Source organism: Nostoc sp. T09 (assembly GCF_002154695.1).
In the GTDB taxonomy this organism is placed as follows: domain Bacteria; phylum Cyanobacteriota; class Cyanobacteriia; order Cyanobacteriales; family Nostocaceae; genus Aulosira.
Genome location: NZ_MTAV01000002.1, coordinates 62,239 through 81,688, shown reverse-complemented (window position 1 = coordinate 81,688; position 19,450 = coordinate 62,239). Strand labels below are relative to the sequence as shown.

Genomic DNA, 19,450 nt, shown 5'->3' with positions numbered 1-19,450 from the left:
CCGCAGAGGAGGAAGAAATGCAACTTACGCCGCAGGAAAAAGATAAGTTGTTAATTTTTACTGCTGCTTTATTAGCAGAAAGACGCAAGCAAAGAGGTTTGAAATTAAATTATCCAGAAGCGATCGCCTATATTTCTGCTGCTATTTTAGAAGGTGCAAGAGATGGGCAAACCGTCGCAGAATTAATGAGTTATGGCACAACTTTGTTAATACGAGAGGATGTCATGGAAGGTGTGCCGGAAATGGTGCATGAAGTGCAAGTAGAAGCAACTTTTCCTGATGGAACAAAGTTGGTGACAGTGCATAATCCGATTCGTTAATTTGCAAAGGAGCAAAGTATGATTCCAGGGGAAATTATCACACCATCTGGAGAAATTGAACTGAATACTGGTCGTCAAACTATAAAATTACAAGTATCAAATACAGGCGATCGCCCCATACAAGTTGGTTCACACTTTCACTTTTTTGAAGTCAATACAGCCTTAAACTTTGACCGAGAACAAGCACGAGGAATGCGCCTCAATATTCCCGCCGGAACCGCAGTCCGCTTTGAACCAGGCGATGAAAAAGAAGTAACGTTAGTTCCTTTAGTTGGTAGCCGCCAAGTTTACGGTTTCAACGCCAAAATTAACGGACAACTGCCTCAGGCCTAAAATAGATTAAAACCTTCATCCAGGATTTACTATGTTGCTAGCACAACAGCGACGAATTAGCCCTGATTTAAAAACTGTATTGAAATCTCTGGTTTGTTTGTTTAAAGAGCCTGGTAATCTTGACTATGTTTACGATCTTGAAGATGGGTTACGTAAAACTAAGGCGAATTCATTAGTACTAGATTGGCTCAAAACTCAGCCTGAAGTTGCCCAGCTAATCCAAGAACGTTATATTGCACCAATTCCTGATATAGAAAAATTGTTGCAATATCCAGAAGGCAGTTTAGGATATGCCTATGCTTCATATATAAAAAAGTCAGGTTTTGATCCAGGTTTTTATCGCCAAATCCAAGTTGAGGATGATATTAGTTACGTGCTTTTGCGCACACGGCAAACTCATGATATTTGGCATGTAATTACAGGTTTTAATACTGATGGGCCGGGGGAAATAGGGCTTAAGGCTTTTGAAATAGCGCAGACACGGCGAAATTTAGCAGTTGCGCTCGTAGCAGTTGCGTTATTATTAACACTCATAAAAGCGCCAGATGTTCTCCCTGATTTATTAGAGCAGATAACTTTGGGATATAAGATGGGTTCAAAAGTAAAACCATTATTTGCCCAAAAATGGGAAGAACACTGGGATAAGCCTTTATATCAATGGAGAACTGAATTAGGAATTGAACCAATATTCAGTTGATTTGAAGCTGGCAAAATTCCGAATTTGCAGTTTGTGAGGAGTAATTATGAGTTATCGTATGGATCGCCGTGCTTATGCGGAAACCTATGGTCCGACAGTAGGCGATCGCGTCCGACTTGCTGATACAGAATTATTTATTGAAGTAGAACAAGACTTCACGACCTACGGCGATGAAGTGAAATTTGGTGGTGGTAAAGTCATCCGCGATGGGATGGGACAATCCCCTATTTCTAACGCTGATGGTGCAGTTGATTTAGTAATTACAAATGCGTTAATTCTCGATTGGTGGGGTGTAGTTAAAGCTGATATTGGTATTAAAGACGGCAAGATTTTTAAAATTGGTAAAGCCGGCAATCCTTATATTCAAAATAATGTAGATATTATTATTGGCCCTGGAACTGAAGCTTTAGCTGGGGAAGGGATGATTCTCACGGCTGGGGGTGTGGATTCCCATATCCATTTTATTTGTCCCCAACAAATTGAAGTTGCGATCGCCTCCGGAATTACCACGATGATTGGCGGTGGTACTGGGCCAGCTACAGGTACGAACGCTACCACCTGCACCCCAGGCCCTTGGAATATGTATCGGATGTTGCAAGCCGCTGATGCTTTTCCCGTCAACTTAGGATTTTTAGGCAAAGGTAACGCCAGCCAACCTCAAGGACTTGTTGAACAAGTTGCGGCTGGTGCAATGGGGTTAAAGCTGCATGAAGATTGGGGAACCACACCCGCAGCCATTGATACTTGCCTCAGCGTCGCCGATGAGTATGATGTACAAGTGGCAATTCACACTGACACCCTCAACGAAGCCGGATTTGTCGAAGATACGATCGCAGCTTTTAAGAATCGTGCCATCCACACATACCACACCGAAGGCGCAGGTGGTGGACACGCGCCAGATATTATCAAAGTTTGTGGCGAGGCTAATGTTCTCCCATCTTCCACCAACCCCACACGTCCTTACACCCTCAACACCTTAGACGAACACCTGGATATGTTGATGGTATGTCATCACCTCGATCCAGCGATCGCGGAAGATGTCGCCTTTGCCGAATCCCGCATCCGTAGAGAAACCATCGCCGCCGAAGATATTTTGCACGACTTAGGCGCGTTTAGCATGATTTCTTCCGACTCCCAAGCAATGGGGCGAGTAGGGGAAGTAATAATTCGCACCTGGCAGACATCTCATAAAATGAAGGTGCAACGTGGAATCCTTAACCCACAAGCTCAAGAGCAAAGAGCAGATAATTTTCGGGCAAAAAGGTATGTTGCCAAGTACACCATTAACCCAGCCATTACCCACGGAATAGCCCAGTATGTAGGGTCAGTGGAAGAGGGAAAACTTGCAGATTTGTGTTTGTGGCGACCAGCATTTTTTGGCGTGAAGCCAGAGATAGTAATTAAAGGCGGAATGATTGCATGGTCGCAAATGGGCGATGCTAACGCCAGCATTCCCACACCGCAACCAGTGCATATGCGACCGATGTTTGGCAGCTTTGGTGGGGCGCGTCACGCCACATCATTAACTTTTGTTTCCCAAGCCGCGTTAGAAAGGGAGATTCCCAGCCAGTTAGGTTTGCAAAAATCGGCCGTTGCAGTTTCTGGGACACGCCAATTGAGTAAGCGGGATTTGAAGCTGAATGATGCACTACCTCATATTGAAGTAGATCCAGAAACCTATGAAGTCAGGGCTGATGGCGAATTGTTGATTTGTGAACCTGCGACAATTTTACCAATGGCTCAAAGATACTTTTTGTTTTAGTGCATGACCGAGCAATCTACCGATTACGATAGTCCTTGGAAAGAAATCATTGAGCTATATTTTCCCCGCTTTTTGGAATTCTTTTTCACCCAAGCTTACGACGCGATCGACTGGACGCGACCCTATGAATTTCTCGACACAGAACTGCAACAGCTAGAACCAGATGCAGAAATTGGGCGGCGTTTTGTTGATAAAGTCGCTAAGGTTTGGCTACTGGACGGCGAAGAAGCTTGGGTATTGGTTCACGTAGAAGTCCAAGGACAATATGACAGCCAATTTGCCGAACGGATGTACACCTACAATTACCGCTTGTTTGACCGCCATAAAAAGCGAGTCATCAGCTTAGCTGTATTAGCCGATGAACAAGCCAATTGGCGACCTTCAAGCTACGGCTATCAACTGGGGGGATGTCGCGTCAGCTTAGAGTTTCCCATAGGGAAGTTATTGGACTATGAACAAACATGGGAAACCCTAGAGCAAACAACCAACCCCTTCGGGATAATTGTGATGGCGCATCTCAAAACCAAAGCGACGCAACGAAACCCAGAAAGTCGGCTACAGTGGAAACTAAGCCTAGTCAGAAGTCTTTTTGAAAGGGGATATAGCCGACAAGATATTCAAGAATTATTTCGGTTTATCGACTGGGTGATGGTTTTGCCAAAAGAATTGGCAAGTAGTTTCAAAACAGTAGTGAGAAATTACGAGGAGACAAATAGAATGCGGTACGTAACTAGTATTGAAAGGCTAGCAAAAGAAGAAGGGATTATTGAAACTGCTAGAGAAAGCGTGATTGACGTTCTAGAGACGCGGTTTGGAGAAGTACCAACTGCTATTGTAGAAGCTATCAATGGCATAGAAGAACCATCGGTACTGAAAACACTTCATAAAAGAGCGATCGCAATTCCTTCGACAGCCGAATTTCAGCAACTCTTAGATAATCTTACTTCTGGAGAATGAGTGATCGCCTATTTTTTGATGGGAGTGCGATCGCAATTCCATCTACAGATGAATCACAATTAATTTTTGAACAGTATAGCTTCTGGATAGGGTATATCTTCACTCTCCCGAATTCCTAATTTTTATTTTTTAGTTCACTCATAGGTAGTAGTAAAGAATCTTCAATTCCTTGTCTTACTTCATCGCTTATGTGATAATTCCTATGCAAGCATTCTATTAGTAGATCATTAGCATAGTAATAATCTTTTAAGAGTTGAACTTGTAAATCGTTTAATTGCCAGTCATGTCCAATATTGCGATGCCCAATAATTACTTTTCTTAGTTGTTCAGCCCAATTTTTTCCATTACCTAACCACCAAATTTTAAAACATTCAGGTGAAGTAATAGGTAACTTTTTTCTGAGTTTTTCTAAGTTGTTGTGTAATTCAGAATCGATCCCGAAGATAGAAGGGCGGTTAAAGTCAAAGTTTAGATCTTCGGCAGTGAGTAAGTGGTTACCGCAGGCTTGATCATGAGCATGTGCAAGAGCAAGATCAACATCAAAATCAATGGCATCACTGTTAACAGATGTGTCAAGAGCATAAGCAAAGGAGAATGAAATCTCACGAGTTCTAGTATAAGCTGATGCACTGGAAAAAATCATTCTATAAGCTAAGACGAAATAAAATGCTCTCACCGCAACAGGTTTATATGATAGCTCAACAGAATTCGCTTTTTTAGAAAGCCATTCTAAAAAACCCTGTAATTTCTTATCCTCTGCAAATAAATTATCAATCTTTTGTTTCATCAGATGCACCAAATCATTCGCCGTAGACGTAATGCCTACGGTTAGCAAAAACACCTCTCGCCATCTTTTATCTGTGATACATTGAAATAAAATTGCATAGTTTGAAGTAGCAACAATTTCTTTAGCAGCGAAATACTCCTGAAAAGTCAAATGAGAAAAAGAATAAATTCCATTAGCACGTTCCACGAGTAACCCATGTTGAGCTTCAATAGATTTTAAAATAGCTTCGCTGTCAAAATGTAAAATTTCTGTATCTGGATTATGCTTGTGTAACTTATGGAAAAACTCAGTAATGTAAGCCTCAACTTTTGCTTGCTCAAAAAAATAGTTCTGATGTTCAAATGTAGCCAAAGCAATTTGACTGAGTAAGTCTTCCTTAAGTTGCACTGACAAGTTTTTATATACATGATCTCGTTCATGGAAAATTTTTGCATCCCATTTTTTTAGTAATATTCTCAAGCCCTCTTGATAAAGTTTGGAACGCTTCTTAGGAAAATCTCTTTTCTCTGCAAATACTAGACAGAGCAAAGTTAGCAGTAATGGACTGGTTGCCAGTTCTTGAATTCGCTTGTTATGTTCCAATTTCCAAATGAATCGTTTTGCTTCGTTTGGGTTACTTAATCGGAACCAGTTTTCGGCAAATATGGTAATCTGTTCTTTGTTAAAATCAGCCACCTCCACCTCTGTAAAACTTACAAACGTGTATTCTTTCGCAGCTATCCGACAGGTAATAACAAATTGATTAGTATGAAAATGATCGGAAATATCTCTAATTTGCCGTACAACACGCTTTGTATCTTCTTTCTGGACTTCATCCAAACCATCAAGTAAAAGCAATAACCTACCCTGTCTTAACAGTTGCTCTGCTTGAACGCTGGCATCCTGTACTCCACAAAGTGTAAATTTTTGAGCAATATATTCCAATACATCTGGTTGTTTGGGCGCTTCTGCAAAATCCTTAAGCGTAATAAACAAAGGAACTCGATTTGTCAAATACTGCCCCTCAATACATTGCATAGCCAGATACTTCAAAAATGTAGTCTTTCCTGCGCCTGGTTTACCTAACACCATCAGTTTGTGATGGCGCTGCACTGCTTCTATTCCTGGTACTCGATTCTCTTTAACTCTGTTAAGACCAAAGCGATCAAAGTGATCTGGGTCAGAGTTTTGCAACAGTTCAGAGATATCCAATCGCCTGCGTCCGATGATTTTCTCTAAAATGTTGACGTTGGTATAAATACCCCGTTCGCCAGTTAACTCTATTGGCTGAGGCATATCTAGCACCTTCATAGTTCCATACTTTTGTTTAATGCTCGGTTGAACCTGTTCGCGGATTTCTTGAACTAGAGCATCTATATCTGAAGTTGTTTCTTGGCTAGCTACTTTAACAGGCTCGTCATTATCTACCGCAACCATTTGCCATTCCAACTTCAAAAACTCACAGATTCGTAGAAACAAACTGCGATCAACAGGTTTCTTGTTAAAAAACTTATTGATTGGCTGACGGGTAACCATTAAAGCTGTTGCTAATTGCTGTTGCGTTAAAGATCTACCAATTAAAGCCTTTTTAGCTAATTTGACCCCTTGATCAGAAAGCTGAAGTGATCGCTCGACCATATTGTGATGAATCAGTTTTTACTAATTTTAACGGCGTAGAACAAAAATCACCCATAGCGCGTACATAACTTACACGCCAAGAAAGCCTTGCGATTACGAGATTAGAGCGATTTTAAAAAGGTGTAATGCACTAATGCTTATTGAGGTAATCGCAATGCTCGAAACACTAATTCCCCTAGTTCTCAACAAGTCTGTGGAAATTATCCTGGGGCTACTGCTAGAAAAATTCTGGGCTTGGGTTTTGAAGGATAACAACTGCCAACGCTTGAACCAATTCCTGAAAATGCAGATTCTCGCACTCTATCTCGATTGGGTTTTGCTCAAAACACCTCTAAAATATCTACCAGAGTCAACACAAGAGAATAATTCAGGAATTAGTGGTTAGTATCAAATAACGAGGGCATGACACAGTATAAAAATTTCCTTTAGCAGATACGCTAAATCTGTGTCTATGCTCTACCTCGAACTGGGGAAAGCTACTATCTCTGTGCATTTGCTTATTAAAACTACTACCTCTTGCTTACGATATATCGAATTGATAGCAATTTAGTTTTAAAAATTAACCAATCATGATTCAATTAATTAGTAATTATTTTGCTAATAAAAATTAGCAAATTGAAATTAATATAAAACTCAACAATTGATTTAAGTTTTTAGGTAAATAATATTTAGTCAAGGGAGGTTACCTAAGATTCATATAATTACAGCTAAGATTACAAAAATTAAATTTTACCTATACCCGATCGCTACATGAATTCGCAAACTTCTCGCTCTGACAAAATTTTGGTTGTAGATGATTCTCCAGATAATGTGTTTTTAATCAAAACTATCTTGGAGGAAGAAGGCTACACAATTAGCACAGCAGAAAACGGGGCTTCGGCATTAGCACAACTAGAAGCCTCTCCTTGTGACTTGGTGTTGCTGGATTTGATGATGCCAGGAATGGATGGTTACGAAGTTACTAGGCGTATTCGTAGCAATGCTTCAATGCAGCAATTTATCCCGATTCTGCTGATTACTGCTCACGATGCACCCAATGTTGCTAAAGGATTAGATTTAGGTGCTGATGATTTTATCCGTAAGCCTGTAACAGTGGATGAATTGCTAGCGCGGGTGCGATCGCTCTTACGGTTAAAACACAGTATCGATGAACGTGATGAAATTGCTCGTCAGCGAGAAGATTTTGTCTCCCGCCTCACCCACGACTTACGCACCCCCCTAGTAGCAGCCGATCGCGTACTGATGCTGTTTCAGGAAGGTGCTTTGGGAGCTTTATCTCCGCAAATACAGGAGGTGATTGCGATCATGGCACGTAGCAATACTAACTTGCTTGCGATGGTAAATACCTTATTGGAAGTCTACCGCTTTGAAGCTGGTCGCAAAACCTTGGCGTTTCAACCAGTGAATCTCCGCCAACTACTAGATGAAGTGGTAGGAGAATTGATGCCTTTAGCTGAAGCAAAATCACTATCAATGAATTTGGTAGTTGCAGATGAGACCAACATTAGTAACATAATGGGCGATCGCTTGGAATTGCATCGCTTATTTACTAACCTTATAGGTAATGCAATTAAATTTACTGATTCTGGCTCAGTAAATGTCCGCCTCTCTTCTACACTTGAGAGCGGCAAAAGTTATGAATCTAACACTTCCGAAAATTCCGCCGCTAGTGACTACATTATCATTGAGGTAGAAGACACAGGCCCCGGTATTCCAGACGAAGAACAAGCCACTTTGTTTGAACGATTTCGCCAAGGAAGCCACAAGAGTTCTGGTAGTGGCTTAGGACTTTACCTTTCCCGTCGAATTGTCGAGGCTCATGAAGGTACTATCCTCGTCAAATCTGAGTTTGGTAAAGGTAGTGTATTTATTGTCATGCTGCCTGTTAAATCATAAAACAATGATGATTTAGACTGCTTAAATTGATGACAATTACACTGTAAGTGAACATAAACTTTGTCTTACACCAAAAACCCTAAGCAGAACATCAAACATTCATTCTGATAAAATGAGCTATTTTAGTAAGAAAAAATATGATTACTGAATTATCCTTTTCTCCTGCTGATATTATTCGCAAACAGCGTGAATTTTTTCAGACTTGTAAGACTAAAGACATTGCTTTTCGGATTGCACAACTAAAAATTCTTAAGCAGGCAATTCTAGAGAATGAACAAGCTATTGTTCAGGCATTGAGAGCAGATTTACATAAACCAGAATTTGAAACTTACGCTACAGAGATTTTTGTAATTAAGGAAATTGATTACGCCATCAAAAATATCAAAAATTGGACGAAACCCAAAAAAGCCCCAGTTACCATTGACTTTTTTCAATACTCAGCAAGAATTTATCCTGAACCTTTAGGAGTTGCTTTAATTATTGGTGCTTGGAATTATCCATTTAACTTAATTATCTCACCATTAATTGGTGCGATCGCCGCAGGCAATTGTACAATTCTCAAACCTTCAGAACTTGCGCCTCATACGTCTAGTCTGCTGGCTGAGATGATTGCTAAATATTTTGACCCAGCATATATTGCCTTGGTAGAAGGTGGTGTAGAAACCAGCCAAAAGCTATTAGCAGAAAAATTTGACTATATCTTTTTTACTGGTGGTACCAATGTCGGGAAAATTGTCATGGAAGCAGCGGCAAAATACCTCACACCAGTTACTTTGGAATTAGGTGGTAAAAGTCCTTGTATTGTAGATACTGAAATTAATCTAGAGCACGCCGTAAAGCGAATTACTTGGGGCAAATTTCTGAATGCTGGACAAACTTGTATTGCCCCTGACTATATTTTAGTTGATAAAAAAATTAAAACAAATCTAGTAGATGGTCTGAGAAAATGCATTAAAGAATTTTATGGTGATAGCCCTGCTAGTAGTCCTGATTATGCCAGGATTATCTCTCAAAAACACTTTGATAGATTAGCGAACCTGCTCAACAATGGTGAAGTTATCATTGGCGGTGAAACTAATCCTGAGCAGCGTTATATTTCCCCAACCGTGATTGATAACATCTCCTTGGATACTGCGATCATGCAGGAGGAGATTTTTGGACCGATTCTGCCAATAATTGAATATACTGACATTACAGAAGCGATCGCCTTAATTAATTCTCGACCAAAACCCCTGGCTTTATACTTATTTACTCAAAATAAAAACCTACAAAAGCTAGTTTTACAAGAAACTTCATCTGGTGGAGTTTGTATCAACGATACAGTGATGCAGTGTGGTGTTTCATCTTTACCATTTGGTGGTGTAGGTGATAGTGGTATTGGCAGCTATCACGGTAAAGCTAGTTTTGATACTTTTTCCCACAGCAAAAGTGTCTTGCAAAACTCTTTCTTATTAGACTTAAAATGGCGTTACGCTCCTTATCAAGGAAAATTAGCTTTTCTCAAGCGACTTCTTGGTTAGTAGCCTGCAAAGGTAGGCTTTGTACAGCTATAGACTTCCAGCCTAAGGGCAATAAGCTTAAACCTTCTTTTTAATTACGAATTACGAATTACGAATTAGTAATTAATTGTTAGTAGCTATAACGTTCTTCCGCCCAAGGTTCACCACGGCGATGGTAGCCATTACGCTCCCAAAAACCAAGTTCCTCACGATTAAGAAATTCTAAACCATTGATCCATTTGGCACTTTTCCAAGCGTAGAGATGGGGGACAACTAGCCGCATAGGTCCACCATGTTCTGCTGGTAAAGGCTCACCAAATAGTTGAAAGGCAAAGAAGTTTTCTTCACGCAGAAAGTCTTCCATTGAGATATTGGTAGTGTAGCCACCATAGCAGTGTTCCATAATATGAACTGCTTCTGGATCTACCTCAATCAAACTCATGAAGTCTGCTACTTTAATGCCAGTCCACTTAACATCAAGCTTAGACCAGCGCGTTACACAGTGGAAATCCGCTGTAAATTCAGATTGGGGTAATGCCATAAAGTCTGCCCAGGTAAAAGTGGCAGGTTTTGCCGAACCCCATACCCGAAATTCCCATTCTTCTGTGCTTATTTGCGGAGTTGCACCATAAGTTAAGACTGGGAAGCCTTTAGCCAAGTGTTGACCAGGAGGGACACGTTCGCTCTCTTCCTTGTCTGGTTTCTGAAAAAATTTTCCTAACATACTTGTAGAAAAATTGGTTTTTTCAAGTTAATTTGTTCTCTTGAGATAATTGTCTGAGGATTTGAGGATTTAGGCTACCCTCAATAGGAGACAAAATAATAATTGTGCTGAATACTAAATAGTCAAGAATTACTAAAGCTACCTTACTGTTAATAAATTATTGGAGCATCAGTCATGAGTAATATTTAATGGGATGCGACTAATTACTTATTACCAATTTATTATTAACAAAATGGGCTTTTGTAAACTACTTAGTTAGTCATAATGCAATCAGAAAAGCAACGATAAAGCGCTTATATAACAGCGCTATTCGTGCTTTTCGTGACTAGAGAATTATGATTCTTCTGCTTCCTCTTCTTCAGCAGCTGGGTAGACAAATGTAGAGCGTCCAGTCAAAATCGACTTGCCTAGAGAAAGAGCTTTTTGAGCTTCAACAGCAGCTTTATGTCTCCAGGTAGCTCGGCGTTTATCTCGTTTAGACTTAGATGTTTTCTTCTTAGGAACAGCCATGATAGCGGATATCGCAATTCTTGACAACCTTTTTATTCTAAGCCATCCATTGACACTGGCAACAAGAACTCAGTTGGTAATTGAGACAAGGAGATAACAAGAAAGTGTGAACCAAGAAGATGCAAACAAGGGTAGACTCGAAGAAATTCTCCTTCTGTGTGTGTCTGTGTCCTCGTTTCCCTGCATCTTCTTCAATGGCTATTTGGTAGTGGCTGGTTGTCCGGGATTGGGGGTTGCAGGATTTTGTTCGGGATTGGGAGGTACAGGATTTTGTCCGGGATTGGGAGGTACAGAATTTTGTCCTGTATTGGATGCTGTGGAATTTTGTTCAAACCACAGTAGAGATCGCGCTGTTTTAAAGTAAGTTGCCCAACGCTGGGGATCGGGACGAGTTCGCCATTGCGGACGACTAACATCTAAAGCCAAAACTGGTGCGATCGCTCCCTGACTTTGTACGGATACAATTACTGAAACATCTGTCACTAAAATATCTTGATCGAAGCTTCGTTGAGCAGCTGCTCTGGCTGCCGCTTCTGCCCTTCTGAGTATGGTTTCGTAATTTTCTTCTGGCAAGCGATCAATCGCAAGATCAACTCTAGCGGTGTAAGCCCTTACAATCTGAGGGGCGATCGCTTCACACACAAACCACACAGGAACAGCAGAGAATAGCAAAACTGCTATCGGAACTATCCGGATTTTTCTGGCAAATTGGCTAATAACTGAAAAGGGAATGATCGATGATGGTTGATGAGCAACTCTTCTACTCATGACCTTGTAGCTCCTTAGTGAACAATCTCTAATTTAAATTGAGTGAAAGTATTTACTGACTAAACTATGTAATAAAAATTACATATTATTTTGAGTCTGATAGGAATCTCCTAGACTATAAGACATAGGTTAACTTTGTTTTTTCAGCAAAGCCAACCGCAATTTTAGGCAAGCAAACAATAAGCGACAAAGAGGGGATGGCAAATTACTGGGCGATTACTATTGGCATCAATCAATATCATTTATTTCAACCTTTAAGTTGCGCCCAAGCTGATGCCGAGGCGCTCAACGACTTTTTGGCTACAGAGGCAGGTTTTATACCCCAACACTGCCTGCTGATGACAGATACTTCTGTGCCGCTTAGAGATAGATCCACCTATCCGACAAGGGAAAATATCTTCCTGTTATTAGAGGATTTAGCAGCATCATATTGGCAACCACAAGACCATCTGTGGTTGTTCTTTAGCGGTTATGGCATCAACTACAAAGGACAAGATTACTTAATGCCAGTGGAGGGTAACCCCGATCTCGTGCAGGAGACTGGCATAGAACTGCGATCGCTAATGCAAAGTCTGCAACTTACTGGGCTGAATGTTTTGCTACTGCTGGATATCAACCGCGCTTTCGGCACTCAAGCGGATGCTCCTGTTGGGCAAGAAACGGTAGAACTGGCCCAAGAACTACAACTGGCAACTATTCTTTCTTGCCAACCAGAGCAATTCTCCCACGAAAGCAGTGAACTAGGTCACGGATTGTTCACAGCAGCGTTACTAGAAGCTTTAGGTTCCGGTCGTGGCAGTAGCTTAGTGGATTTAGAAAGCTACCTGAGCATTCTCACGCCAAAATTGTGTCAACATCATTGGCGACCTACACAAAACCCGATCGCTGTTATCCCATCTAAGCAGCAAATTATTCTGCCGCGATTGAGAAGCAATAGTACACCGGCTAAAAGTGAAGTAGAATCTGTTATTTTTCCAGAAGAATCCTTTGCGGTTGCACGTGCAGCACCCTCGCTTGCCGCAAATTCCGCTAAAACTTCAGAGAAGTTACAAACAACGGCTACACCTAGAGAACTTCAAGGGGTGGAAACTACCGTTAGCCGAAGATCCAAGCAAGGGAAGTCTCCAAAATTTACAGCAGTCAGCGAGAAATTGGAGAGTCAGCAAGTCCAAGGCTCAGCTGGCAATGTAGTCTCCCCAGCACTTCTTAATCCAGATCAGAATTTCAAACAGCAACCCCAAATGCTCCCACCTGCTCAAGAGGTGAATGCTGGGGGACGGTCTATTCCTGAGTCTTCCCCACCTTTTATCTCCCAAGCGCCTGTAAATCAGGTAAATACTCCATTTTGGAAACAATTTTTATGGTGGGTGGGAGGCAGCTTATTAATAGTAGGTTTAGTCGCAGTAGTTTTTCTCCGCAATCAGACACGATTTAGAGGTGCCGAAGTATTCAGGACATCGCCTAATACTGCTGCTAATGAGGCAAAAGACCTCAAGAATTTGCCAAATGCTCGCTCTGTCTCTAATTCCACTACACCAACTCAACCCACCAAACCATCAAACTCGCCAACAGCCTTCAATTCCGAGTCACAAAAGCGGAATAAAGCAGTTTTAGATCTAGCGAAAATGTCGCTCAGGGAAACTCAGGCTAGTGATTTAAGCTTGGCGATCGCAACGGCTCGCAAAATTCAATCTGGTGAACCGCTTTACGAACAAGCTCAAGAGGATATTAAAATCTGGAGCCGGATGATTTTAGATTTGGCAGAAGGTCGTGCTCAGCAACGACAGTATGCTAGTGCGGTGGCTGCGGCGCAATTAATTACCAAAGACGAATCACTTTATCCCAAAGCACAAGCTTTGATTAACCAATGGCGACTAGAGTCCAAACAGTATGTTAGTAACAAAACTCTTTTAGATGCAGCAAATGGCTTAATTAAGCCTGGACAAGCATCTACATATAATCGTGCTATTGAAGTTGCCAAGAAAGTCCCACCAGGTCAACCAGGTTTCGATACAGCACAAAAATCAATTAATAAATGGAGTGACAAAATTTTGGAGATGGCGAAGAATCGCGCTGTCCAAGGGGAACTCAATGCAGCAATTGAAACTGCGGCCTTAGTACCAGAAATGACATCTGCTTATGAAGATGCTCAAGAAGCTATCCAAAAATGGCAGGTGAGGCGGATTAAAAATTAGTCAATTCAAAGTCCAGAGTCCAGAATCAATAGCAGTTTGCTTTAATTCTGGACTCTTTATTTAATGACTCAGAATTGAGAAATAATAACTCGGAACTTGCAACTCAGCACTCTGTATTAGCAGTACTGGGACACATCCTCTCCACATTCATCAGCTAGATAGCATAGCGCCCGGAAACGTAAGCCTACCACTTCTTCATATAAAGGATTAAGCTTACACATTGGCGGAATGTGAAACAGAGTTTTGCCAAATAATTTGACATCACGCTCAAAAGGACACTGAGAAGGAATTAGTTTACACAAGCGGTGAGCTAATTCGCGATCGCGGACTTGAATTCTGTCTACTTTTTGTCGTAGGGGGTGGAGAAGATCACAGTAAGACTGAGCAGCAGAACGTGGCAGCTGGGTTAGGGGGGTCTTAGTAGCTTCTGCTTGATTTATCGATACCCAGCTTGCTAAAAAAATTCTTTTTGTGGTATTATCGAATACCTTCATTGTTACTCCTCTATTTTATTGAGGGTATTCACCTTAACGATGAACATATACATAGTGGCTACGACCGTTCCCGGAAAAATCTTGTCCTGACTAGATGCAATCTGATGTTATCCGTAGCCATTTTAGTCAGAACCCATTTATAACTACGTCAAGTTAAACGCAATTTCCCTGTAATCGGAAGTGTAGTATTCTGATCTTGTTCATAACTTGACACAGTTAAAATTTTAGTGAAGACATCTACCTTTGGGTGGGTTTTTTGATAAATGTTACAAAACTTAATTATATAATATTTGATTGAGTACAAATACTAGCCACTGAATTCTATACACCTAGAGTGGCCTATGCCTGATACTATTTCACTTTCAGGTTGTAACACTTGAACGGACTTGAGCACACGCAGAATAATGTATCGCAAGATTTTAGAGACTTGATATTAGATAGACAGCAGGTCTATATCGTGTATGTTGGTTAATGTCAATAAAAAAAGCAGAAGCTTCTTCAATTATTCCTCCTTGTTTGACCTGTCCCTAGAAAGAATTTGTTCCCTGCTGCCTCAACCTCTTGCTTGTAGCTGTAATGTAGATAATTGGTGTGAGGAATTACTGCTTAATCACTAGGTAACGCGAGTGACTGTCCTTCAATTTGCAATCTATGGCGTGTTAGGGCTGACTTACCTGGGGTTGGCATTGGGCTATATTCCTGGTTTACGCATGAACCGTGCCACTATTGCCCTAGTGGGGTCTGCCTTTTTAATTGCTTTGCGTGCTGTAAATTTGCAGGAGGCATGGCAGGCAATTGATGCCAACACCATCATATTTTTACTAAGCATGATGGTAGTCAACGCTAATTTAGCCTATGCAGGGTTTTTTGGGCGATCGCTATCAATACTTTTGAGTTTAACCAGCAGTCCTCTAGGCTTGTTGATTGCCTTAACTTTTGGTAGTGGTATTCTCTCTGCCGTTTTTCTCAATGACACCATAGCACTAATTTTTACACCGCTGACATTGAGCCTGACTCAAGCATTAGGTTTAAATCCTATACCTTTTTTATTAGCGATCGCAGGTGCAACTAATATCGGTTCTGTTTGCACTCTCAGCGGTAATCCGCAAAATATTTTAATTGGCTCATTTTCAGGCATTCCCTACCTAGATTTTCTCCGCGCACTCGCCCCACTAGCCTTAACTGGCTTAGTGATTCAGGTAGGATTATTATGGTTACTTTATCCAGATGTGCGTTCCATCCAACCTTGTCAGCAGAAAGTTGGTGAAAATCATCGCATTTTCAAACCTTTGTTTAATAAAACATTAGTCATCACCACAGGATTACTCATTGCCTTTGCTGTTGGCTTTCCTCTAGCGGAGTCTGCTTTAGTTGCTGCTAGTTTGTTGTTGATTACGCGGCGACTGAAACCACAGCGCATTCTCCAAAAAATAGATTGGAATCTGTTGGTGATGTTTTCGGGATTATTTATTCTCACCAAAGTCACACAAAATTTAAATTTATTGCAGTTATTTACTCATGCAGTTAACTCTTCCGCGAGTTTTTTGAGTGTAACTGTTGTCTTATCTAATTTAATTTCAAATGTTCCGGCTGTACTTCTGTTACACCCTCTAATTCCCAAAAATGATACTCACTACTGGCTATTACTAGCAGCTGGATCTACATTAGCAGGTAATCTAACTTTGTTTGGGTCGGTTGCTAACCTAATAGTCGTAGAAGCTGCTACCAATTTAGGCTACAAGCTTACTTTTCGGGAGCACCTACGTTTTGGAGTACCGCTTACACTGTGTACTTTAGCTTTAGCTTACCTGTGGATTCCCTGAAAGTTTCACATCATCCTGAGAAATTGCTGAATTAGATTTTGGTAGTCTGTCCTGTCTCAACAGCTTTCTCTCAAGCTTCTGAAGGAGTACCAAAATCATCAAGTATTTTAGGTTTAATAGAAGGAAGTGGTTTTTTAATTAAATTAGCTAGAAAATATAGAGGACAAATAAAGAATAAACGTATAGGAATAAAATACCCTAGCAGTTTAAGCTACTAGGGCTTTTAATATAAAGAATTAACTACTAGAATTTTTATCTTTCAGCTATACCGCCAGCAATTAATGCTTCTCTATATAACCATGCTTCTCTTGCTGTTTTAAAACCTTCTTTTCCGTCAGCTTCCTTTTTCCCTCTAAGATGATATTTAAATCTCCAAGTATTTGTTTCAAAATGATAATTCATGTTGTAGAGCATTACTGGTTGAGCAATATCATTTCCACAATCACCCTCATTTTCTATACGAGAACCATCTAATTTAACACCATAAAATCGACGTTTTGCTAGGTCTATACCAACATCTAGAACATCACCTAAATGGTTAGAGTGCAAGATAATAGTTCCATCTTGTTTGACAGTATGAAAATTAGGACTAGGTTTAGACATTAAAACACCTGTGTAAGATATATAACATTAACAGTACTAATATATTTCTAAAATTACTGAACAGCAATATTAAAAGAGAAATTTATAGATATGTTGGACAAACTGCTATTAAAGTTGATGAAATTATTGAGTCAGCATTAGACGGTGTGGTGTTTATTGATGAAGCCTATGCATTCAAGCCGGAGACTTCGCGTAATGATTTTGGGCAAGAAGCTATAGATACACTTTTGAAAAGAATGGATAATTATAGGGACAGAGTAGTAGTATGTCAAAATTTCTGAAGTCAGCAAAGAAATGATGATGAAATTATGCCCGAAGATATACCTTAAACATAATAGGTTTTGTCACAATCTTTTTTTATACTTACTCAAAAACGCAAAGACGCTCAGAAAAAACTTTGCGTCTTTGCGCCTTTGCGTGAGGCTATAATTCTAAATTCTTTACGATGCTACCTGAGCAGCAGTTCTAGGCCGCCGTCTTCTTCCATCGGCAACTTTTACAGGTGGCTCATCAGGAATCTGCATTAACAATGTTACTGTAGGTTGACATTGCAGTTCTCGCCGGATGGAGCGTTGCAATTCTCTTTCTAACGTCCCTTGCAATCCACCCCAATCTACTTCTAATTGCTCGCCTTCACTGGGTTGAGCAAATTCTGACCAACGAACTCCCAGGATTTCTTCAATTCGCTGTTGTACCCATTTTTGTAAGAGCGATCGCTCTATACTTGTCACTACACCCCGCAGGTGAATTTCTGGCTTAGCCAACAACTTACCACTCCAATCGATGGCGGCGGCGATGGTAACGAGACCTTCGGAAGCCATGCGTTGCCGTTCTTGCAAGACTTTGGCACTGACCATACCAGAACTAGTAGTATCCACCAGTTCAATCCCTGATTGAACTTTCCCGCCAACGCGGATGGCATCTTCTGTTAATTCTATGATGTCGCCATTCTGGATAATAATCATGTTTTCTGGAGGAATACCCATACTCTGAGCTGTTTGGGCGTGCTTCACTAGCATTCGATGTTCACCGTGGAATGGCACGAAAAACTTCGGTCGAGTTAAGGCAATCATCAATTTTTGGTCTTCTTGACAACCATGACCGGAAACGTGAATTCCCTTGTCTCGACCATAGACAACGTTTGCCCCTTGCAGCATTAATTTATCTATAGTATTAACAACCGCGATCGTATTACCAGGAATCGGGTTAGCGGAGAATACTACCGTATCTCCTTGACGAATTTTAATGTGGGGGTGTTCTTGATTGGCAATTCTTGTCATGGCTGCCATCGTTTCACCCTGAGAACCAGTGGTGAGAATTAGTACATTCTCATCTGGCAAACCACGAACAGAATGTAACGGTTGCAACAGATGATCTGGACACTTGATGTAACCCAAATTTCGCGCGTGGGCAATCAAATTTAGCATCGAACGCCCGACAATTGTGACTGTGCGGTTGTGCTTCTGCGCCAGTTCCAAAATCATGTTGATACGATGGACGCTGGAAGCAAAAGTAGTGACAAATAATCTCCCAGTGGCTTGAGAGAATACCCGGTCAAGATTGGGATACACGGAACGTTCAGAAGGCGTGAATCCGGGAACTTCTGAGTTAGTTGAATCACTCAACAGACAAAGCACGCCTTTTTCACCGTGTTCTGCTAGCCTTTGTAAATCAAATCTCTCCCCATCTACTGGGGTGTGGTCAATTTTAAAATCTCCTGTATGGATGACTATACCTATGGGTGTATGAATGGCAACGGTAAAGCTATCAGCGATGGAGTGGGTATTGCGAATATATTCTACAAAGAAAGATTTCCCAATTCTGACTACATCTCGGGGAAGAACCGATCTTAATTCTGTGCGATCGCGTACTCCTGCCTCTTCTAATTTACCCTCTAGCATCGCCATTGCTAGCCTTGGACCGTAAATTACGGGTATTTCAAACTGCTTGAGGTGAAATGCAATACCGCCGATATGATCTTCATGACCGTGGGTAACGATCATCCCTTTAATTTTATGGCGATTTTCCCTTAGATAAGTCATATCTGGCAGGACAATATTTACACCATGCATTGCCTCTGTAGGAAAGGCTAAACCTGCATCTAATAGGATGATTTCATCGTCATACTCGAAAACACAAGTATTTTTACCAATTTCATGCAAACCGCCCAAAGGAATGATTTTTAGGGCGGAGCCAGCTTCGTTTTTAGCCATTTGCTCCTTGGATTGTTGTTTGTGGTTAGTTAAGTTAAAAAGTTAGCGAAATTGTACTAAAGACAACATTAGCTGTCTTATAAAGTCACTCCCAAAGCAGCCTATTTTGAATCAGATCTTCTATTGTTGGTTCAAAAAAAATGGACTTTAAACTGAAGGATTCATAGTATATCTATTTAGCCGGTAGCACAGGCGTTTTAAATACAACCTGGTATAAATTATGTATGTTCCTTGTTTATATGTATCTATGGC

At 40.8% G+C, this 19,450-nt stretch carries 18 protein-coding genes; 11 read left to right on the top strand and 7 right to left on the bottom strand.

The features are described 5' to 3' along the window. The first annotated feature begins 17 nt into the window (after positions 1 to 17). From ureA to BV372_RS00780, 5 genes are read left to right on the top strand one after another with little or no spacing between them, the layout of a single operon-like run. Positions 18 to 320, top strand: coding sequence for an urease subunit gamma (gene ureA, locus BV372_RS00800; RefSeq protein ID WP_086681758.1), 303 nt, complete (start codon positions 18 to 20; stop codon positions 318 to 320). An 18-nt stretch (positions 321 to 338) separates the two neighbouring features. Continuing rightward, entirely contained in the window at positions 339 to 653 is a 315-nt protein-coding gene (locus BV372_RS00795; RefSeq protein ID WP_086681755.1) for an urease subunit beta, read from the top strand. 31 nt (positions 654 to 684) lie between these two features. Continuing rightward, entirely contained in the window at positions 685 to 1,350 is a 666-nt protein-coding gene (locus BV372_RS00790) for a Coq4 family protein (RefSeq protein ID WP_086681751.1), read from the top strand. Between the two features lie 46 nt (positions 1,351 to 1,396). Continuing rightward, positions 1,397 to 3,112: an urease subunit alpha gene (gene ureC, locus BV372_RS00785; protein ID WP_086681748.1), complete on the top strand. Its 1,716-nt coding sequence runs from the start codon at positions 1,397 to 1,399 to the stop codon at positions 3,110 to 3,112. Between the two features lie 3 nt (positions 3,113 to 3,115). Continuing rightward, on the top strand, positions 3,116 to 4,069 hold the full coding sequence (locus tag BV372_RS00780; protein WP_086681745.1) for a transposase: 954 nt from the start codon (positions 3,116 to 3,118) through the stop codon (positions 4,067 to 4,069). 115 nt (positions 4,070 to 4,184) lie between these two features. Here the strand turns inward: BV372_RS00780 and BV372_RS00775 are convergent, their stop codons facing one another. Further along, the gene (locus tag BV372_RS00775) at positions 4,185 to 6,272 is read right to left on the bottom strand and encodes an NACHT domain-containing NTPase (RefSeq protein ID WP_256973048.1); all 2,088 of its coding nucleotides are present in this window, start codon (positions 6,270 to 6,272) and stop codon (positions 4,185 to 4,187) included. Positions 6,273 to 6,627: 355 nt separating this feature from the next. Here BV372_RS00775 and BV372_RS00770 point away from each other — a divergent pair, with 355 nt between their 5' ends. From BV372_RS00770 to BV372_RS00760, 3 genes are all read left to right on the top strand, one after another. Next, positions 6,628 to 6,858 carry a hypothetical protein gene (locus tag BV372_RS00770; RefSeq protein WP_086682446.1) on the top strand — a complete coding sequence of 77 codons (231 nt, stop codon included), beginning with the start codon at positions 6,628 to 6,630 and terminating at the stop codon, positions 6,856 to 6,858. 365 nt (positions 6,859 to 7,223) lie between these two features. Continuing rightward, on the top strand, positions 7,224 to 8,369 hold the full coding sequence (locus tag BV372_RS00765) for a hybrid sensor histidine kinase/response regulator (protein ID WP_086681739.1): 1,146 nt from the start codon (positions 7,224 to 7,226) through the stop codon (positions 8,367 to 8,369). A gap of 137 nt (positions 8,370 to 8,506) precedes the next feature. Beyond that, positions 8,507 to 9,889, top strand: coding sequence for an aldehyde dehydrogenase (locus tag BV372_RS00760; RefSeq protein WP_086681736.1), 1,383 nt, complete (start codon positions 8,507 to 8,509; stop codon positions 9,887 to 9,889). 109 nt (positions 9,890 to 9,998) lie between these two features. On the opposite strand, the gene BV372_RS00755 is transcribed toward BV372_RS00760, so the two are convergent. The 3 genes from BV372_RS00755 to BV372_RS00745 form a co-directional block, all read right to left on the bottom strand. Next, positions 9,999 to 10,592, bottom strand: coding sequence for a sulfite oxidase-like oxidoreductase (locus BV372_RS00755; RefSeq protein WP_086681734.1), 594 nt, complete (start codon positions 10,590 to 10,592; stop codon positions 9,999 to 10,001). Positions 10,593 to 10,925: 333 nt separating this feature from the next. Beyond that, on the bottom strand, positions 10,926 to 11,102 hold the full coding sequence (gene rpmF, locus BV372_RS00750) for a 50S ribosomal protein L32 (RefSeq protein ID WP_086681732.1): 177 nt from the start codon (positions 11,100 to 11,102) through the stop codon (positions 10,926 to 10,928). Positions 11,103 to 11,300: 198 nt separating this feature from the next. Further along, the gene (locus BV372_RS00745; RefSeq protein WP_256973047.1) at positions 11,301 to 11,870 is read right to left on the bottom strand and encodes a hypothetical protein; all 570 of its coding nucleotides are present in this window, start codon (positions 11,868 to 11,870) and stop codon (positions 11,301 to 11,303) included. Positions 11,871 to 12,067: 197 nt separating this feature from the next. On the opposite strand from BV372_RS00745, the gene BV372_RS00740 reads away from it, so the two are divergent. Further along, the gene (locus BV372_RS00740; RefSeq protein WP_086681730.1) at positions 12,068 to 14,065 is read left to right on the top strand and encodes a caspase family protein; all 1,998 of its coding nucleotides are present in this window, start codon (positions 12,068 to 12,070) and stop codon (positions 14,063 to 14,065) included. A 116-nt stretch (positions 14,066 to 14,181) separates the two neighbouring features. Here the strand turns inward: BV372_RS00740 and BV372_RS00735 are convergent, their stop codons facing one another. Continuing rightward, positions 14,182 to 14,559, bottom strand: a complete 378-nt coding sequence (locus tag BV372_RS00735; protein WP_086681727.1) for a Mo-dependent nitrogenase C-terminal domain-containing protein — start codon at positions 14,557 to 14,559, stop codon at positions 14,182 to 14,184. 626 nt (positions 14,560 to 15,185) lie between these two features. On the opposite strand from BV372_RS00735, the gene BV372_RS00730 reads away from it, so the two are divergent. Beyond that, positions 15,186 to 16,382, top strand: a complete 1,197-nt coding sequence (locus BV372_RS00730) for an anion transporter (protein WP_086681724.1) — start codon at positions 15,186 to 15,188, stop codon at positions 16,380 to 16,382. A 252-nt stretch (positions 16,383 to 16,634) separates the two neighbouring features. Here the strand turns inward: BV372_RS00730 and BV372_RS00725 are convergent, their stop codons facing one another. Then, on the bottom strand, positions 16,635 to 16,985 hold the full coding sequence (locus BV372_RS00725; protein WP_086681721.1) for a hypothetical protein: 351 nt from the start codon (positions 16,983 to 16,985) through the stop codon (positions 16,635 to 16,637). Between the two features lie 8 nt (positions 16,986 to 16,993). Here BV372_RS00725 and BV372_RS38175 point away from each other — a divergent pair, with 8 nt between their 5' ends. Beyond that, on the top strand, positions 16,994 to 17,266 hold the full coding sequence (locus BV372_RS38175; RefSeq protein WP_086681719.1) for an AAA family ATPase: 273 nt from the start codon (positions 16,994 to 16,996) through the stop codon (positions 17,264 to 17,266). Between the two features lie 159 nt (positions 17,267 to 17,425). On the opposite strand, the gene BV372_RS00715 is transcribed toward BV372_RS38175, so the two are convergent. Continuing rightward, positions 17,426 to 19,198, bottom strand: a complete 1,773-nt coding sequence (locus tag BV372_RS00715; protein WP_086681716.1) for a ribonuclease J — start codon at positions 19,196 to 19,198, stop codon at positions 17,426 to 17,428. Positions 19,199 to 19,450: the final 252 nt, after the last annotated feature.

Bases quoted from the DNA above. Each gene is read 5' to 3' on its own strand.
- ureA (WP_086681758.1), top strand. From the start codon at position 18: ATGCAACTTACGCCGCAGGAAAAAGATAAGTTGTTAATTTTTACTGCT.
- BV372_RS00795 (WP_086681755.1), top strand. From the start codon at position 339: ATGATTCCAGGGGAAATTATCACACCATCTGGAGAAATTGAACTGAAT.
- BV372_RS00790 (WP_086681751.1), top strand. From the start codon at position 685: ATGTTGCTAGCACAACAGCGACGAATTAGCCCTGATTTAAAAACTGTA.
- ureC (WP_086681748.1), top strand. From the start codon at position 1,397: ATGAGTTATCGTATGGATCGCCGTGCTTATGCGGAAACCTATGGTCCG.
- BV372_RS00780 (WP_086681745.1), top strand. From the start codon at position 3,116: ATGACCGAGCAATCTACCGATTACGATAGTCCTTGGAAAGAAATCATT.
- BV372_RS00775 (WP_256973048.1), bottom strand. From the start codon at position 6,272: ATGGTTGCGGTAGATAATGACGAGCCTGTTAAAGTAGCTAGCCAAGAA.
- BV372_RS00770 (WP_086682446.1), top strand. From the start codon at position 6,628: ATGCTCGAAACACTAATTCCCCTAGTTCTCAACAAGTCTGTGGAAATT.
- BV372_RS00765 (WP_086681739.1), top strand. From the start codon at position 7,224: ATGAATTCGCAAACTTCTCGCTCTGACAAAATTTTGGTTGTAGATGAT.
- BV372_RS00760 (WP_086681736.1), top strand. From the start codon at position 8,507: ATGATTACTGAATTATCCTTTTCTCCTGCTGATATTATTCGCAAACAG.
- BV372_RS00755 (WP_086681734.1), bottom strand. From the start codon at position 10,592: ATGTTAGGAAAATTTTTTCAGAAACCAGACAAGGAAGAGAGCGAACGT.
- rpmF (WP_086681732.1), bottom strand. From the start codon at position 11,102: ATGGCTGTTCCTAAGAAGAAAACATCTAAGTCTAAACGAGATAAACGC.
- BV372_RS00745 (WP_256973047.1), bottom strand. From the start codon at position 11,870: ATGAGTAGAAGAGTTGCTCATCAACCATCATCGATCATTCCCTTTTCA.
- BV372_RS00740 (WP_086681730.1), top strand. From the start codon at position 12,068: ATGGCAAATTACTGGGCGATTACTATTGGCATCAATCAATATCATTTA.
- BV372_RS00735 (WP_086681727.1), bottom strand. From the start codon at position 14,559: ATGAAGGTATTCGATAATACCACAAAAAGAATTTTTTTAGCAAGCTGG.
- BV372_RS00725 (WP_086681721.1), bottom strand. From the start codon at position 16,985: ATGTCTAAACCTAGTCCTAATTTTCATACTGTCAAACAAGATGGAACT.
- BV372_RS00715 (WP_086681716.1), bottom strand. From the start codon at position 19,198: ATGGCTAAAAACGAAGCTGGCTCCGCCCTAAAAATCATTCCTTTGGGC.